Source organism: Clostridium sp. LIBA-8841, assembly GCF_034439435.1.
In the GTDB taxonomy this organism is placed as follows: Bacteria; Bacillota; Clostridia; order Clostridiales; family Clostridiaceae; genus Sarcina.
The window spans coordinates 301,912-320,589 of sequence record NZ_JAPCKJ010000004.1 but is presented as its reverse complement, the minus strand read 5'-3'; the positions used below and the strand labels follow the sequence as shown (position 1 = coordinate 320,589).

Annotated in this window: 14 protein-coding genes; all 14 read left to right on the top strand. The window is 30.6% G+C overall.

Annotated features, from left to right (window positions below):
* Window positions 1-14 precede the first annotated feature (14 nt).
* The gene (locus OIF33_RS12455; RefSeq protein ID WP_322504585.1) at window positions 15-1,427 is read left to right on the top strand and encodes a nucleobase:cation symporter-2 family protein; all 1,413 of its coding nucleotides are present in this window, start codon (window positions 15-17) and stop codon (window positions 1,425-1,427) included.
* A gap of 42 nt (window positions 1,428-1,469) precedes the next feature.
* Window positions 1,470-2,558 carry a 4Fe-4S binding protein gene (locus OIF33_RS12450; protein WP_322504584.1) on the top strand — a complete coding sequence of 363 codons (1,089 nt, stop codon included), beginning with the start codon at window positions 1,470-1,472 and terminating at the stop codon, window positions 2,556-2,558.
* A gap of 18 nt (window positions 2,559-2,576) precedes the next feature.
* Entirely contained in the window at window positions 2,577-3,974 is a 1,398-nt protein-coding gene (gene hydA / locus OIF33_RS12445; RefSeq protein ID WP_322504583.1) for a dihydropyrimidinase, read from the top strand.
* Window positions 3,975-3,977: 3 nt separating this feature from the next.
* On the top strand, window positions 3,978-6,539 hold the full coding sequence (xdh, locus tag OIF33_RS12440) for a selenium-dependent xanthine dehydrogenase (protein ID WP_322504582.1): 2,562 nt from the start codon (window positions 3,978-3,980) through the stop codon (window positions 6,537-6,539).
* A 15-nt stretch (window positions 6,540-6,554) separates the two neighbouring features.
* The gene (locus tag OIF33_RS12435) at window positions 6,555-6,929 is read left to right on the top strand and encodes a RidA family protein (protein ID WP_322504581.1); all 375 of its coding nucleotides are present in this window, start codon (window positions 6,555-6,557) and stop codon (window positions 6,927-6,929) included.
* A gap of 82 nt (window positions 6,930-7,011) precedes the next feature.
* Complete coding sequence (locus tag OIF33_RS12430) at window positions 7,012-7,569, top strand: nucleoside-triphosphatase (protein WP_322504580.1); 558 nt, start codon at window positions 7,012-7,014, stop codon at window positions 7,567-7,569.
* 3 nt (window positions 7,570-7,572) lie between these two features.
* Window positions 7,573-8,604: an ABC transporter substrate-binding protein gene (locus OIF33_RS12425; RefSeq protein ID WP_322504579.1), complete on the top strand. Its 1,032-nt coding sequence runs from the start codon at window positions 7,573-7,575 to the stop codon at window positions 8,602-8,604.
* Entirely contained in the window at window positions 8,601-9,590 is a 990-nt protein-coding gene (locus tag OIF33_RS12420; RefSeq protein ID WP_322504578.1) for an iron ABC transporter permease, read from the top strand. Before OIF33_RS12425 ends, OIF33_RS12420 begins: the two co-directional genes overlap by 4 nt.
* Entirely contained in the window at window positions 9,587-10,366 is a 780-nt protein-coding gene (locus OIF33_RS12415) for an ABC transporter ATP-binding protein (protein ID WP_322504577.1), read from the top strand. Before OIF33_RS12420 ends, OIF33_RS12415 begins: the two co-directional genes overlap by 4 nt.
* Before the next feature lie 148 nt (window positions 10,367-10,514).
* The gene (locus OIF33_RS12410; protein ID WP_322504576.1) at window positions 10,515-11,093 is read left to right on the top strand and encodes a TetR/AcrR family transcriptional regulator; all 579 of its coding nucleotides are present in this window, start codon (window positions 10,515-10,517) and stop codon (window positions 11,091-11,093) included.
* A 348-nt stretch (window positions 11,094-11,441) separates the two neighbouring features.
* Window positions 11,442-13,235, top strand: coding sequence for an oleate hydratase (locus OIF33_RS12405; RefSeq protein ID WP_322504575.1), 1,794 nt, complete (start codon window positions 11,442-11,444; stop codon window positions 13,233-13,235).
* Window positions 13,236-13,797: 562 nt separating this feature from the next.
* A complete protein-coding gene (locus OIF33_RS12400) occupies window positions 13,798-15,531 on the top strand; it encodes an ABC transporter ATP-binding protein (RefSeq protein WP_322504574.1) in 1,734 nt (577 codons plus the stop codon).
* Window positions 15,524-17,308, top strand: a complete 1,785-nt coding sequence (locus OIF33_RS12395) for an ABC transporter ATP-binding protein (protein WP_322504573.1) — start codon at window positions 15,524-15,526, stop codon at window positions 17,306-17,308. Before OIF33_RS12400 ends, OIF33_RS12395 begins: the two co-directional genes overlap by 8 nt.
* Window positions 17,309-17,618: 310 nt before the next feature.
* A complete protein-coding gene (locus OIF33_RS12390; RefSeq protein ID WP_322504572.1) occupies window positions 17,619-18,647 on the top strand; it encodes a GH25 family lysozyme in 1,029 nt (342 codons plus the stop codon).
* The last annotated feature ends 31 nt before the right edge of the window (window positions 18,648-18,678 follow it).

The window sequence follows — 18,678 nt, the reverse complement described above, 5'->3', positions numbered from 1 at the left end:
GGTTTGGGTTTGTTATGAGAGAGGAGAATGAAAAAGAAAATATAGCACCAGTTGATGAAAGGATACCTTTTTCGAAGGCGTGGATATTTTCACTTCAACATGTTATGGCAATGTGTGCAGGAGCTGTGGCTGTACCACTTATGGTAGGAGAAGCAGCAGGGCTTAATCACGTAGAAATAGTATTTCTTATAAGTGCAGGACTTTTTATGGCTGGAATAGGTACTTTAATTCAGACTATAGGAATTAAAAATTTTGCTGGAGCTAAGATACCAATAATAGAAGGTACAAGCTTTGCGGCTGTTTCAGGAATTTTAGCAATAATAGCGGCTACATCTGGGGGGAAAGAATTAGCTATGACCAATGTCTTTGGAGCGGTTATTGCGGCAGGATTATTCTGTTTAATAATTGCCCCTGTATTTGGGAAGTTAATAAAGTTTTTTCCAAAGGTTGTTACAGGTACCGTTGTATTGGTAATTGGTATATCTATAATGCCTGTAGGTATAAAATGGATTACTGATAGCAAAGTACAAGCGGTAGATCCAAAAGATTTAGCTCTTTCAATGACTGTATTAGTAATCACATTATTATTGTTTAAATACTTAAAAGGTATATGGAATAGCGCTGCTATTTTATTTGCAATAGTTATTGGTACAATACTTGCAATGGTTTTTGGAATGGCTGATTTTAGTGCTGTAAGCGGTGCAGATTGGTTTAGTGTAAATTTCCCATTAGAGTTTGGAATGCCAACTTTTGACCCATCAGCAGTACTTTCAATGATACTAATAATGTTAGTTTTAATGACTGAATCAGTTGGAAATATGATTGCTATTCATGAAATGACTGATAAAGAAGTTACTGAAGAGAATATAAAAAAAGGATTAAAAGCAGACGGTATATCAACATTATTTGCAGGGTTTTTCAATACATTTCCAATTACTCCATTTGCTCAAAATACAGGATTAGTAGGTTTAACAGGTATTAAATCAAGATTCGTTGCTGTATATGCAGGAATAATACTTTTAGCATTAAGTTTTGTACCTAAATTTGCAGCAATCATAGGAGCTATACCAAAGCAAGTACTTGGTGGAGTTGGGTTTGCTATGTTTGGGATGGTTTTAGTTGGTGGAATAAGAACTTTAGGAAAGGTTCAATTTGATGGCAACAAGAACTGTGTAATAGTAGCTGTTAGTGTCGGTCTTGCAATGATTCCACTTGCAAATCCAGGATTTTATCATAACTTCCCATCATGGGTAGGAACAATATTCGATAGTGGTATTACAACAGGAAGTTTATCAGCTGTGATACTAAATATATTCTTTAATGTTTTAGGAAGTAAAGAACCAATGCCAGAAACTTTAGAGGCAGATATAGAAGAAATTGAAGAAGAAGTAGATGAAGAACAATTAGCTATACAAAGCAATAAATAAAATTTAAATAATATGATTGAAATTTAGAGGAGAGTGTTTGTTATGTCAAAATTAAACGTTAACATTTTAGGGATGAAATTTAATAATCCAATATTTACGGCAGCAGGTCCAGGAGCAAAAGATGGAGATCTTTGCATAGAAGCAGTAAAAGGTGGTGCTGGTGGTTTAGTTACAAAAACTATTTCAGTAGATCCAGCTCCAGTACCAAGACCATGTATGGGAAAAACAAACTCAGGATTTTTAAATACAGAGCTTTGGTCAGAACTACCAAAGGAGCAATGGATAAAAGAAGAATATAAAAAAGCTAAATCAGCTGGTGTACCTATGATAGTAAGTATGGGATACACAGCAGATCAAATAAAAATAGTGGCTCCCCTTGTTAAACCTTATGCTGATGCAGTTGAATTATCAACTCACTATGTTGGAACTGATGTGACACCTATAGTTGAGGCTATGAAAGCTGCAAAAGCTGCATTAGATTGTCCAGTATTCATGAAAATGAGTCCACATACAGACATTCAAAAAATAGCAAAAGCTTTAGAAGAAGCTGGGGCAGATGGCCTTGTAATGATCAACTCTCTAGGACCATGTATGGCAATAGATGTTGAATCAGGATATCCAATAATGGGAAGTAAAACAGGATATGGTTGGTTATCAGGTTCACCAGTAAGACCAGTTGCCATAAGAAATATATATGATGCAGCACAAGCTGTTAATATTCCAATAATAGGCGTTGGAGGAGTAACTTGTGGAAGAGACGCTGCTGAAATGTTAATGGCAGGGGCTACAGCTGTTGAAGTTTGTACTGAGGCTATTTTAAAAGGACCTGGAGTATATGGAAAAATTGCTAAGGAATTAGATGAATTCTTAGATAGTCATGGATATAAAGATGTTAATGAAATAATAGGATTAGCTCACAAGAAGATGGAAGATAGAAGATTTAGAACAGAAGCCATTGCGCCAGAGGTTAATCAAGATGCTTGTATAAAATGTGGACAATGTAAAGTAAGTTGTGTATATGATGCAATTGAAGTTGGAGAAGAACTTTTAATAGACAAGGATAAATGCTTTGGATGTGGATTATGTGTAACAAGATGTCCAAAACATGCATTATCAATTCAATATAAATAGTTAAAAGGAGAATGAGTTATGGGAACAGTGCTAAAGGGAGCTTATATAGTAACAAGTAAAGAAATAATGAGAAATGATTTAAGAATTTATGGAGAAAAAATTGAATCTATAGGGTTATCTTTGGAAAAGGATGGAGATGAAATAATAGACTTAAAAGGAAGCTATATACTTCCTGGTGGGATTGATGCCCATACTCATTTTGATTTAGAACTACCTAATATAAAAACATCTGATGATTTTAATAGTGGTACGAAGGCAGCAATAGCAGGTGGTACTACAACTATTATAGATTTTGTAAATTGTCATAGGGGAGAAAAACTAAGTAGTGCCTTAGAGATTTATAAAGAAAAAACAAAGGATAGATGTTATTCAGATTATGGATTCCATATGACATTATGTGAGTGGAATAAAGATGTTGAATCTGAAATGGAGGATATGGTAAAGCAAGGCATAACATCCTTCAAGATGTATATGGCATATAAAGACACTCTTCAAGTAAATGAGGAAGAGATAGAACAAGCATTAAGAAAGGCAAAAGAACTTGGAGCTCTTATTTCATTCCATTGTGAAAATGGTGATGAAATCATAAAAAATGTAAATAACTTGCTAAAAGAAAACAAGTCCGATGTAAAGTATCATGAGACCTCAAGATCCTCAGAGGTTGAATATAAAGCAGTAAATACTTTGATAAAAATAGCTACCAAAATTAATTACCCAATATATATAGTACATCTAAGTTCTAAAATGTCACTAGATGCTGTAAGAAAGGCCAGACAAGAAGGGGTTAAGATATTTGTGGAAACATGTCCTCACTATCTTCTATTAGATAAATCTTATTATGAATTAGAAAAAGATGAGGGGTTGGAGGGAGCTAAATATGTTATGTCACCACCTCTTAGAAGTAAGGAAGATAATAAGGCATTATGGAGAGGTATAAAACTAGGAGAAATAGATACAATTGCAACAGATCATTGCTCATTTAATTATGAAGATAAAAGAAAAAATGCAAAGGTTGATTTTTCTAAAATACCTAATGGAATACCTAGTGTTGAACATAGAATGGAATTGATTTTTAGCTATGGAGTAGGAGATAAGAAAATGTCTTTAAATGAAATGGTTCAATTGACATCAACTAACCCAGCTAAAATATTTGGGCTATATCCTAAAAAAGGTGAAATTAAAGAGGGTAGTGATGCTGACTTATTAATAATAGAAAGTGGTTGTGATGGTGTTATAAGCCGTAAAGATAGCATACAAGAAGTTGATTACACTCCTTATGAAGGATTTAAAAGTAATGGAAAAATAAAAAGGGTGTTTTTAAGAGGTAAGGAATTGGTTAAGGATGGAAAATTCATAGGAAAAGAGCCAACTGGCCAATATATCTCAAGAAAGAAATGGAGTTATGAGGGGAGATAATATATGTTTGAATTTATTCTTAACGGTGAAAAAAAATTAGTAGAAGAAAATAAAAAGCTTCTTAAGTATTTAAGAGAAGATTGTAATATAACATCAGTTAAAAATGGATGCTCAGAAGGAGCATGTGGAACATGTATGGTTATTGTTGATGGAAAAGCAGTAAAAGCATGTATATTAACAACTGAAAAAGTTAATGAAAAAGAAATATTAACTATAGAAGGGTTTACAGAAAGAGAAAGAGATGTCTTTGCATATGCATTTACTGAAGCAGGGGCAGTTCAATGTGGATTTTGTATACCAGGTATGGTTATTAGTGCAAAAGCACTTTTTAATAGAACATTAAATCCAACAGGCGAAGAAGTTAAGAAGGCTTTAATCGGTAACATATGTAGATGTACAGGCTATGTAAAGATAGAAAAAGCTATTATGATGGCAGCTGAAATTTTTAGAGAAGAAAAAGATGTTCCAAAGGTTGTTTGTAAAGGTCTTGTTGGAGAAAGAATGGGTAGAGTAGATGCTAGAGATAAGACTTTAGGAATAGCTGAATACACTGATGATATAAGAATAGATGGAATGTTACATGGAGTTGCACTTAGAAGTAAATATCCTAGAGCTTTAGTAAAAAGTATAGATATTAGTGAAGCTGAGAAAATTGAAGGGGTAATAAAGATTGTTACTGCAGAAGATATTCCTGGAGAAAGATATTTAGGTCATATTCAAAAAGATACTCCTGCTTTAGTAAAAGTTGGTGAAGAAACAAGATATCTTGGAGATGCATTGGCCTTAGTTGCGGCAGAAACTGAGGAGATAGCAAGGGAAGCTTTAAAGCATATAAAGGTTGAATATGAAGAGTTAAAACCAGTAACTTCTCCTCAGGAGGCTTTAGCAGAAGATGCACCTAAAATACATGAGAAGGGAAATATATTAACTCATGAACATCTGGTTAGAGGAAATGCTGATGAAGCCATAAAAAATTCTAAGTATGTTGTTACATACAATTATAGGGTTCCTTTTACAGAACATGCATTTTTAGAGCCAGAATGTGCCGTTGCGGTTCCAGATGGTGATGGGATAGTAGTTTATACGGGAACTCAAAGTGTATATGATGATCTTCGTGAGATAGAATCACTTTTAGGTCTTGATGATAGCAAGGTTAGAATAATTTCTAAATATGTTGGTGGTGGCTTTGGAGGAAAAGAAGATATGAGTTGCCAACATCATACAGCATTACTTGCTTATCTTATTAAAAGACCTGTTAAAATGGTACTTCCAAGACAAGAAAGCATTATAGTTGATACTAAGAGACATGCAATGGATATGGAATTTACAACAGCTTGTGATGAAAATGGAATGTTGACTGCAATGAAAGCTGTGATACTTGCAGATACAGGAGCTTATGCATCACTTGGTGGTCCTGTTCTTCAAAGAGCATGTACTCATGCCGCAGGTCCTTATAATTATCAAAATATGGACATTGATGGTAAGGCACTTTATACAAATAATACACCTGGGGGAGCCTTTAGAGGATTTGGAGTTACTCAGTCAGCCTTTGCAACAGAGTGTAACTTAAATAAACTTGCTGAGTTAGTTGGAATAGATCCTTTTGAAATAAGAAGAAGAAATGCAATAAAACCAGGAGAAGTATTGCCAAATGGACAAATAGCTGATGAAGGAACAGCTTTGATTGAAACCTTGGAGGCAGTAAGAGATGTTTACTATGCTAATAAAGATAGAGCAGGAATAGCATGTGCTTTTAAAAATGCAGGTGTTGGAGTAGGAATACCTGATACAGGAAGATGTAAGGTTAAGGTTATTGATGGAAAAGTTCATATAAGAACTTCTGCGGCATGTATTGGACAAGGTCTTGGAACAGTGGTTGTTCAGATTGTTGGACAAGTTTTGGGAATACCAGCATCAGAAATAGTATATGAATCACCAGATACAAGAATTACTCCGAATTCAGGGACTACAACGGCTTCAAGACAAACTGTATTTACTGGAGAAGCAACAAAAATCGCTGCTATGAAGCTTAGAGATGCTTTAAAAGAAAAGTCATTAGAAGAATTAGAAGGCGAGGAGTTTTATGGAGAATATTTAGGTGTTACTGACAAGATGGGTAGTAAAAAGGAAAATCCAGTAAGTCACGTTGCTTATGGTTTTGCTACACAGGTAGTTATTTTAGATGACCAAGGAAAGGTTACTAAGGTAGTTGCTGCTCATGATGTAGGAAAAGCAATAAATCCTAAAAATGTAGAAGGACAAATTGAAGGTGGTGTAGCCATGGGACTTGGATATGGCTTAACAGAAGATTATCCTATAGAGAATTCAATACCAAAAGTTAAATTTGGTACACTTGGTCTTCTAAGAGCAACTCAGGTCCCAGAAATACAACCTATAATAATAGAAAAAAATACTCAAGAATTATCCTTTGGAGCAAAGGGAGTTGGGGAAATAACTTGTATCCCAACAGCACCAGCTGCTCAAGGAGCATATTACAAATTAGATGGTGAGTTCAGAACAGAACTTCCACTTAAAAATACATTTTATAAAAAAACAAAAAAATAGAAAGAAGGAATTAAAATGAAAAAAATAATCAACACAGAACATGCACCAGCTGCAATAGGACCATATTCACAAGGAATAATAGTAGGAGATTTAATATATACTTCAGGTCAATTACCATTAAATCCAGAGACTAAAGTTTTAGAAACTGAAATAAAGGCTGCAACTAAGCAAAGCTTAGAAAATTGTAAAGCTATATTAGAAAATGCAGGAGCATCAATTGATAAAGTATTTAAAACAACTGTTTTTGTAAAAGATTTAAATGATTTTGCTGCAGTTAACGAAGTATATGGAACATACTTCAATGAAAACCCACCAGCAAGAAGTTGTGTACAAGTAGCTAAACTACCAATGGATGCACCAATAGAAATTGAAGTAATAGCTAAATTATAAGATTAAATAAAAATTTATATTAAGTAGGGAGTTTTATAAAACTTCCTACTTAATATAGGTTAAAGGGTTAGAGAGGACTTATATGCAATATAAAAATATTCTTTTAACTGGTAGAAGGAATTGTGGAAAAAGCACACTTATAAATAAAATATTAGATCATATGGGGATTGAATACACTGGATATAGAACTCTTCCTTATTATATAAATGGGTACATGCAAGGATATTATTTGCATGGTTATATAGATGAAATTGATAAGGAATGTTTATATAGTCCAATATCAATAAAAATTAGCAATAATAGATGTATTAGGGTTACAGAAACCTTTGATACAATTGGATGTTTAATATTAAAGAATAGTAGAAAACAAAAAGATTGTAAGATTATATTATTAGATGAAATTGGATTTTTAGAAGATGATTCAGAAGAATTTAAACTAGAGATAAAGAATTGCCTAGATAGTGAAAAGTTTTGTTTAGGTGTTTTAAAGGACAAAGATAGTGAGTTTCTAAACTCCATAAAACTTAGGACTGATACATTAATTATAAATATAGAAGATATAAGTTATGATCATAGAAAAATAATACAAGATGATATAGAAAATTATATAAAATTACATAGATTAAAGGGGAATGATTAAATTATGAAGGGGATTAAAAAATTAACAGCTATAATTCTTTTAGTCATGATGAGCATGACATTGTTTATAGGATGTTCTAGTGAGGCTAAAGTTAAAGAATCGGATAATAAAACAATTACTGTTGAAGATCAACTTGGTAGGAAGGTTGAAGTTAAAAAAGATGTAAATAGAATAATATCAAGTTATTATATATCTACTTCAATATTAATTAGTTTAAATGTTAAAGATAAAGTAGTTGGAATAGAGGCAAAGGCAAAAAATAGAGAGATGTATAAGAAGGTAGCAAAAGAGTTTTTAGATTTGCCAGCAGTTGGAACAGGAAAAGAAATAAATGTTGAAGAGTGTATGAAGCTAAATCCTGATGTAGTAATTATTCCTACTAGGCTTAAAAGTTTTATACCACAATTTGAAAAATTAAATATACCAGTTATAGCAATAGAACCAGAAACATTAGAAGGATTTAATAACTGTGTAGAACTTTTAGGAAAAGTTTCAGGTTCAGAAGAGAGAGCAAAGGAACTTCTAAAATATTATGATGACACAATAAATAAGGTAAAAGATATGACAAAGGATATAGAGAATAAACCAACAGTATATTTATCAGGAAGTGATAGCATACTTAAAACTTGTACATCTAAGATGTACCAAAACTATATGATTGACACAGCAGGTGGTAAAAATGTTACTGGAAATATTGATGATGGGTATTGGACAAACATATCAGTGGAGCAGTTAATAGACTACAATCCAGATATTATTTATGTGGTAGGTTATGCAAAATATACTATAGATGATGTATTAGAAGATAGCAAATTAAAGGGTATAAATGCAATTGAAAATAAAAAGGTATATTTATTCCCATCAACATTGGAACCTTGGGATTATCCAACACCTTCATCAATATTGGGTATGCTTTGGATAGTAAATAATCTTCATCCTGAAAAATATAGTACTGAGGACTTTAAAAAGGATGCTAAGGAATTCTATAAAAGATTCTATAATTTAGAAGTCACTGATGGAGAAATCGGGTTATGATGAAAAAATACTCTATACTACCATATGCAGTTATTTTACTAATCTTAGCTTTAGTATCATTATGTATAGGAAGATATGGACTTAAAATAAGTGAAATACTTAATATATTAGTTGGAAATGCAATTAATGGACAAGAGGCCAATCTATTAATAAATATAAGATTACCAAGAGTATTATTAGTAATGGTTAGTGGAGCTGCTCTAGCACTATCAGGTATGGTTTTTCAGAGTATATTTCAAAACCCATTAATATCACCTGATGTACTAGGGGTAAGTTCTGGGTGCTCACTTGGTGCTGCTATAGGAATAGTATTCTTATCAGCATCACCATTTATGATACAAGGGTTATCTTTTTTATTCGGTATATGCTCAGTTATATTTTCATTGATTTTATCTAAAAAGATGAGGAGTAATAGGGTTTTAGCACTTGTTATATCAGGAATAGTAACTGGAGCATTAACTTCATCCTTTATTATGATAATAAAGTATTTTGCGGATCCCTATAAGGAATTGCCTGCCATAGATTTTTGGCTTATGGGAGGTTTTTATAATAGTGATTGGAAAAGCGTAATAAATGTTTTTGTTTTAGTTTTCATATCAACAATTGTTTTATTATTGTTTAGATGGAAGTTAAAAGTTTTAACAATGGGAGATGATCAAGCTAAGCTTTTGGGAGTCAATGTTAAACATGTAAGGACGATAGCAATATTTTCAGCAACTCTTTTAGTATCCTCTGTGGTATCAGTTGCTGGACTTATAAGTTGGATAGGGATACTTGCACCTCATATAGTTAAATCATTTGCTAGAGATGATATATCAAAAATTATTCCATTAACAATGGTTGTTGGAGCTATCATACTATTAATTGCAGATACTGCGGCCAGAAGTATTACTACAACAGAAATACCTATAAGTATATTGACTTCATTATTTGGTGCCCCTTTCCTTGTATATCTTCTTAATAAAAAAGGAGCTGTTATGAGATGAATAAATCATTAGAAATACGGAATTTAAATGTCTCATATGGAGAAAAAACAGTACTTAATGGGATAGATATTGAAATTAATCCTGGTGAGTTTACAGTGCTTTTAGGATTAAATGGAGCTGGGAAAACCACATTGCTTAAATCAATAGCTAGCTTAAATCCCATAGATAATGGAGAGATAAAATATGGAGATATTGATTTAATAAGTTTGTCAGATAAGGAAAGAGGAAAATTAATATCATATATTCCACAGCATATTCACACAAATCAAAATTATAGTGTAGAGGATATAATTTTAATGGGAATAACTCCATATCTAGGGATGTTTGAAATGCCTAATAAGGAGCATTATAAACTCGTAGATAGTATTTTAAATGAATTAAATATATCTCATTTGAAAAATAAGCTTATAGGAGAGCTGAGTGGTGGAGAGAGAAGATTAGTTTATTTGGGGAGAATATTAATTCAAAAGTGTAGTATTTTGCTTTTAGATGAACCCAATACATTTTTAGACTATGTAAAGCAACATGATTTTTTTAGTTTTATTAAGCCTTTAATAAAAGAAAAGAATTTAATTACCTTGGTTACATTACATGATATTAACCTAGCATTAAGGTATGGAGATAGAATAATAATTTTAAGTAATAATAAAATAGTGGATTCAATAGACTGTAGTGAAGAAGATTATGAAAAAAGATTTATAAGAATAATGGAAGACATATATGAGCGTAAACTTGAAATAGTTTATACAGAAGTAGGACCATTTATAATATGTTAAAACAGAGACTAAAATAAAAAAGAAGGAATTTATCTTAAGTATGTAGCTTTAGATAGATTCCTTTTTTATTTTAGTAAAAAGTGAAATGTAAAAATTAGTGAAATGAGTGGTATAATTTAGAAATAGAAATTATAAGGGGGAGATTCTTTTGGCTCAGCAATATACTAAAAAAATGATTCGCAGTGTATTTATAAAATTGTTAAATGAAAGACCATTAAATAAGATTACAGTAAAAGATATAGCATCAGCTTGTGGAATTAACCGAAATACTTTCTACTATTATTATTCAGATATTTATGAACTTCTGTCTGAATTATTTCAAACTGAACTTCAAACTGTTATAGATGAATATAATGACACTATGTCTTGGGAAGAAAGTTTTATGTTAGCAACAAGATTTGCATTGGGAAATAAGAAGGTAATTTATCATGTATATAATTCAATGCAAAGGGAGGAATTGGTTAATTATATTTATAATGTTTCAGGAAATATGATGAATAGATATGTAAAAAAGATAAGTTATGGTATTAATGCTTCTGAATATGACATGAAATTAATAGCAACATTTTATCAATGTGCACTTACAGAAATGGTGATTCAATGGATTTCTTCTGGAATGAAAGAAGATCCTGATGCGATTATAAGAAGAATAGGTGAATTATTTGATGGAAATATAAAATTATCACTTAAACGTAGTGAAAAGTTTAATACTATTGGCCAAAAATGATGAGAGAAAACTAAAAAGTTAATTCTTAAATCCCTTAACAAGTGAGCTCAAAAGCATTTTCAATTAGATATAAGATACTAAAAAATTTAGGCAATAAAGAAGAAATGCCTAAAATTCAGACAAATATATATGAGTGTTTGAACTTTGAACACTTGGCTTATTTATCTAATGAAATATTTGGTAAAAGGCTATATTATAGATTTAAAGAACTTAAAGTTAGTTCTAAAACTTAAATAAATTAACAAAACTCTTATATTTAGAAGCTTATGATTAATTAATCAGTATTAGGTTTTAAATATAAAAGTATTTTAGAAAATTATATCTAGTTTTGGGAAAGAAGGGGATTTTATGAAACTTAAGACACATGATGAGAGGCTTACTTTAACAAATGGAAATTATCATTCATTAGTACACGCTAGAAAACCTAAAGGAATTGAAGATAAAAGTGCATATTTGATTGGTACTGGAATAGGGGCGTTAGCAGCAGGTTGCTTTTTAATCAAAGATGCACATATGGATGGCAGTAAAATCACATTTTTTGAACAATTAGATATTCCAGGAGGTTCTTTAGATGGAGAGGTTCTTCAAAATTTAGGTTATGTTGCTCGTGGTGGACGTGAAATGGGACACCACTTTGAAGTTTTGTGGGACTTATTTAGTTCACTTCCATCTACAGAGGATCCAAATATGACTGTGTTAGATCATCTATTCTACACAAATTACGATGATCCAAACTACAGTAATTGTCGTATTACTCATAAAAATGGAGAAAGATATGATGATGCTAAATTTAATCTTGGACAAGATTTAGCTAAAGAATTAGCAGAGTTTGTTCTTATACCAGATGAGGAACTTCAAGATAAGGCAATTGATGAGATATTCTCTGAGGATCTTTTAAACACAGATTTTTGGACATTATGGAGAACAATGTTTGCCTTTGAAAATTGGCATAGTGCACTAGAAATGAAATTATATATGAATAGATTTATACATCATGTTGGAGGTTTGCCAACACTTACAGCATTACAATTTTCAAGACATGATCAATATACATCCTTTGTAAAACCTATGGTGAAATTTTTACAAGAAAATGGAGCTAAGTTTGAATATGGAGTACATGTTGAAAATGTAGAATTTGATATAAGCGATGATAAAAAGGTGGCTAAAAGAATAGTCGCTAAAGATAAAAATGGAAAAGATATTTCTGTTGATTTAACAGAAAATGATTTAGTATTTATAACTAATGGATCTATTACAGAAGGATCAGGCTATGGGGATGATAATACTCCAGCTCCGTTTAATAAAGAACCACAAGGATGTTGGGAATTGTGGAGAAATATAGCTAAACAATCAGAGGAATTTGGAAACCCAGATAAATTCTGTACTGATACTGAAAGATCAAATTGGGAATCTTGTACAGTAACTTGTCATGATGAACGTGTACCAAAGTATATTGAAAAAATAACAAAACGTTCACCATATGGAGGAAAAACTGTAACAGGAGGTATAGTTACAGCTGTAGATTCCTCATGGTTAATGAGCTGGACTATAAATCGTCAAGAACAATATTATGGTCAACCAGAAAAAGATGTAGTTGTTTGGGTATATGGACTATTCTCTGATGTTGATGGTGATTATATTAAGAAACCTATGAGAGATTGTACTGGTAAGGAAATTACAAAGGAATGGTTATTTCATATAGGAGTTCCAGTTGATGAGATTGAAGAACTTGCTGAATCATGTACAGCAATTCCAGTAATGATGCCATTCATAACTTCACAATTTATGCCACGTGAATTTGGTGATAGACCTTATGTTGTTCCTAAGAATGCAGTTAACTTTGCTTTCCTTGGACAATTTGCAGAAACATTAGATGATCCAGGAAGAGATACAGTATTTACTATTGAATATTCAGGACGTACAGCTATGGAGGCAGTATATGTATTAACTGGTGTTGAAAAAGGTGTACCAGAAGTATATGCATCAAGATATGATATTCGTTATTTATTAAATGCTGGAGTATGCTTATTAGATGGGGAAAAACCAAAACTTGATTTACCACCTTTAACAAAGAGAAAGATTATGAAACAAATATCAGGAACTGAGATAGAAAAATTACTAAAGGAATATGGTATTATATAAGACTATAAAACTTAGATATAAAATCAGATTATTATTTATTAAATAATAAATATAATATGATTTATTAGAAAGATTTAATAGGTCACGATAAAATGGTAATCACTTTTAATAGGTGTGAACCTTTGTCGTGATCTATTTTTGTGTACTCTAAATTAAATATAATATATAGTATTAAACCTTGAGGTAATTCCTGGTTTATGTTTTAGCTCTACTAATTAAATATAAAAATTTAATAAATTTTAAAGATAAGGAAAATCAATATCAATAATTTGAAATTTATGATAATATAAAATCTTGGAACCATATTAAATACATAAGGAATATATTTAAAGTTGGAGAGATTTAAATATTAAACAAGAAAAATAGTGATTAAATAGGTATTTGAAGCTTTTAATAGCCTCATTGATTGTGGATTTTTCTCTCCAGTTGTGTTAAAATTTGCATAATTTTTATTTAAAGATCTAAGAATAAGATGAGTTTGTATAAAGATTTATTGATATTTATTTTGATACAAAGTCATCTTCAAATTATAAAAGTTTAGGAAAGGAAGGTAGATATAGCAATGAAACTAATACTAAAATATTTAAAGAACTACAAATTAATTCTTATCTTAAATGTTATATCGGTATTTGGATTTGCCTTAGTAGAACTAGGGATTCCAACTATTATGGCAAAGGTCATAGATACTGGAATAATAAATAGCGATATTAGTTACATTAAAAAAATGGGATTAGTTATGGTAGCTATTTCTATAGTAGGTGTGCTTGGAACAATACTATTAGGATATTGTTCTTCTAAAATTTCAACTGGAATAACTAGAGATATTAGAAATGATATATTCAAAAAAGCACAGGAATTTTCTCATACAGAGTATGATAAGTTTGGAGTTTCTTCTATGATTACAAGAACTACAAACGATCCATTTGTTATTTTACAATTTACAAATACACTTCTAAGAATAGCCTTAATAACTCCAGTAATGTTTACTATAAGTTTAATAATGATTCTTAAGACAAGTCTTTCATTATCAATTGTACTAGCTATAGTAATTCCTATAATAATTTTAGGCGTTATTATAATAGCCAAAACTTCAGAACCATTATCTGAAAAGTTACAAAAAGCTTTAGATAAACTAAATAGAATATCTAGAGAAAATTTAACTGGTATAAGGGTAATAAGAGCATTCTGTAACGAGAAGTATGAAAGTAAAAGATTTGAGGGAACTAATGAGGAATACACTGGTATATCTAAAAAATTAAACAAACTTATGTTAATTTCTCAACCACTTTTCTTCTTCTTACTTAATATAGCGATTATAGCTATATTCTGGATATCTAGTAATATGATAAATGTTGGGACTCTTCAAGTAGGACAACTAGTTGCATTTATTGAATATTTATTCCATGCAATGTTTTCAATAATGCTATTCTCAATGGTTTTTGTTATGTATCCTAAAGCTCAAGTTTCTGCTAATAGAATTAGTGAAGTACTTAGTGAAGAGCCAATAATAAAAAATCCTAAAAATGGAGTAAAAGAAACTAATAGTGAAGGTTCAATAGAATTTGATAATGTATCTTTTACTTATCCAGATGGAGAAGAACCAGTTATTAAGAATGTATCTTTCAAAGGGGAAAAAGGACAGGTTATTGCTTTTATTGGAAGTACAGGAAGTGGTAAAAGTACATTAATAAATTTAATACCAAGATTTTATGATGTTACTGAAGGTACCATAAAAATAGATGGGGTAGATGTAAGAGATTATGATTTAAAATACTTACGTAAAAAAATAGGATTTATTCCTCAAAAAACTCTATTATTTACTGGTAGCATAGCAAGTAATATAAAATTTGGTAAGAAAAATGCCAATACTGAAGACATAGAACATTCAGCTAAAATTGCTCAAGCTTATGAGTTTATTTCAGAAAAACCTAATAAGTTTGATGAGCCAATAACAGAGGGGGGTTCAAATGTATCAGGAGGTCAAAAGCAAAGACTTTCAATAGCTAGAGCTATTGTTAGAAAACCAGATATTTATATTTTTGATGATAGTTTTTCTGCTTTAGACTTTAAAACAGATGCTATTTTGAGAAAACAACTTAGAGCGGAAACAAAAGATGCCGTGGTATTAATAGTTGCTCAAAGAATTGGATCCATAATGGATGCAGATAAAATTGTAGTATTAAATGAAGGTGAAGTAGTTGGAATGGGAACTCATAAAGAATTATTAAAGACTTGTGAGATTTATCATGAAATAGCTACATCACAACTTACAGAGGAGGAGTTATCAAATGAATAAATTTAAATTAGTAGTTAAAAAGATTTCTCCTTTTGTTAGTAAATATAAATGGTCTTTCTTTGGAGCAATTTTATTTATAATTTCAGCAGCTGTTTTCACAGCTATAGCTCCAGTAACTGAGGGATTAATAATATCACAATTAACAAATGATTGCGAAGCATTAATAAGAGGTGTTGTAGGAGCATCTGTAAATTTTAATTATATTATAAAAGTGTTAATTTTATTATTTATAGTTTATGCAGGTAGTGCAGGTTCAACACTTATAGCAGGATTTTTATTAACAAATGCAATTCAAAATACAATGAAAGATATTAGGAATGCCGTTGAAAATAAAATTAATAGACTTCCTATAAGATATTTTGATAGTAATAGTTATGGAGATGTCCTAAGTAGAATTACTAATGATGTTGATACCATAGCAAATGCATTACAACAAAGTTTTGTACAAGTAATAAATGCTTTTTTATCTGTATCATTAGCACTTATAATGATGTATTCTATAAATTTAAAATTAGCTTTAATATCAACTTTAATAATACCAGCAAGTATTATTATAACTAAGATAATTGTAGGAAAATCACAAAAGTTATTTGATAAGCAACAAAAAGCTTTAGGAAACTTAAATGGAAGAGTACAAGAGCTTTATACTGGATTTAATGAATTAAAGCTATATGGAAAAGAAGAGGATGCTCTAGGAAACTTTATGGAAGTAAATGAAGAGTTATGTCAAACTGGATTTAAGGCTCAATTTATATCAAGTATAATGTCACCTTTAATAAGTTTAGTAACTTATTTAGGAATAGCAGTGATTGCTATAATGGGATCTATCACAGCTATAGCTGGAGGAATCACAGTAGGTAATTTACAAGCTTTTATACGTTATATTTGGCAAATAAATCAACCTTTATCTCAAGTAACTCAATTATCTTCAGCTATACAATCAGCTGTGGCTGCAGCTAATAGAGTGTTTGAATTTTTAGATGAGAAGGAAGAGATTAAAGATCCAGAGAATGCATTAAACCTTAAAAATCCAAAGGGAAATGTAACTTTTGAACATGTTAAATTTGGATATAACAAAGATAAAGAGTTAATAAAAGACTTAAATGTAGATGTAAAAAGTGGTCAAATGGTTGCTATAGTTGGAAAGACTGGAGCAGGTAAGACTACTCTTATTAACCTTCTAATGAGATTCTATGATATTCAGGGTGGATCAATAAAAATAGATGGTGTTGATATTAAAGATATGAAACGTGATGATTTAAGAAGCATGTTTGGTATGGTTCTTCAGGATACTTGGTTATTTAAAGGAACAATTTATGATAACATCAAATATGGTAGATTTAATGCAACTAAGGATGAGGTGATAGAAGCAGCTAAAATAGCTAATGTCCATCACTTTATTAAAACTTTGCCTGGTGGATATGATATGGTTTTAAATGAAGAGGCTTCGAATATATCTCAAGGAGAAAAGCAACTTTTAACTATAGCAAGGGCTATACTTAAGGATCCTGAGATATTAATTTTGGATGAGGCAACAAGTTCAGTTGATACTAGATTAGAATTGTTACTTCAAAAGGCAATGAGAAATGTAATGAAGGATAGAACTAGCTTTGTTATTGCTCATAGACTTTCAACTATAAAAAGTGCAGATTTAATATTAGTAATGAATGACGGAAATATAATTGAACAAGGAACCCATGAAGAATTAATGAAGCAAGGTGGCTACTATGAAAGCCTTTATAATAGTCAGTTTGCTAGCAAGGAAGAAGCAAATTAAAACTGTCTAGAATAAATTTAATTTAAAAACTATATAGATAAAATTAATTAGACCTAAAAATACTTCGGTGTTTTTAGGTCTTTTTTAGTGTGAAAATAATATAAAAAATAATAATTTTTTTATATTAGGGTTACAAATTACAGTTTAATTCCTTTTTATAATACGTAAGGACAAATTAATAAAACAAAAATTCAAAATTAAATTATTAAAAAATATAAATTTAGAAAGGATGATATATGTTATGTAAATTTAAGTACAAAAATCATAGAATGTAACATAATAAAAAAATATACGAAAGAAGGAGTTAAGCATGGAAAGTAGAAATAGTAATAATTTAAAAGGAATTGATGTATCAAATTGGAAAGGAAATATAGATTTTCAAAGTGTAAAAAATGATGGAGTTAAAGTAGTTTATATTAAGGCTACAGAAGGAGATTACTATAAGGATCCTTATGCTAAACAAAATTATGAGGGTGCAAAAGCTCAAGGATTAAAAGTAGGTTTTTATCATTTCTTTAGAGCCAATAAAGATGCAAAAGGACAAGCTAATTACTTCGTAAATTATCTTAATGAAATAGGTGCTACTAATTATGATTGTAAGTTAGCATTGGATATTGAGACTACAGAGGGAGTAGGAGTTACTGAGTTAACAACTATGTGCATAGAATTTTTAGAAGAGGTAAGAAAAATAACTAATAAAGAGGTTGTTGTCTACACTTATACAAGTTTTGCTAATTCTAATTTAGATAAAAGGATAGGAGCTTATCCATTATGGATAGCTGAATATGGTGTAGATGCACCAAAGAATAATGATATTTGGGATAGATGGATTGGGTTCCAATATTCAGATAATGGAATTGTAGCTGGAGTAGATGGTGGCTGTGATATGGATGAGTTTAAAGAAGAAATATTAGATGTAACAAATAATTTTAAGCTAGATAATGCTACTACTAAAAATGTATCAACTCATCTTAATATAAGAGCGAAAGGAACATCAGATGCCAATATTGTAGGAGAAATACCAGCAGGAGATAGGTTTATAATAAAATGGGTGGATTCTAATTATTTAGGATGGTATTATATTGAATATAAAAATATTAATGGCTATGTAAATGCTAATTATGTAGAGAAATTACAAATGGCTACTACCAATAATGTAAGTACTTTCTTAAATGTTAGAGAAAAAGGAACTACAGACTCAAAAGTAGTTGCAATTATAAATGTAGGAGAAGTATTTAGAATAGATTGGGTAGATTCAGACTATATTGGATGGTATAGAATAACTACTAAATATGGTGTAACAGGTTTTGTTAAGGCAGAGTTTGTTAAGAAAATTTAGGCGTATTAATTTATACTAAAGTATCTAAGAT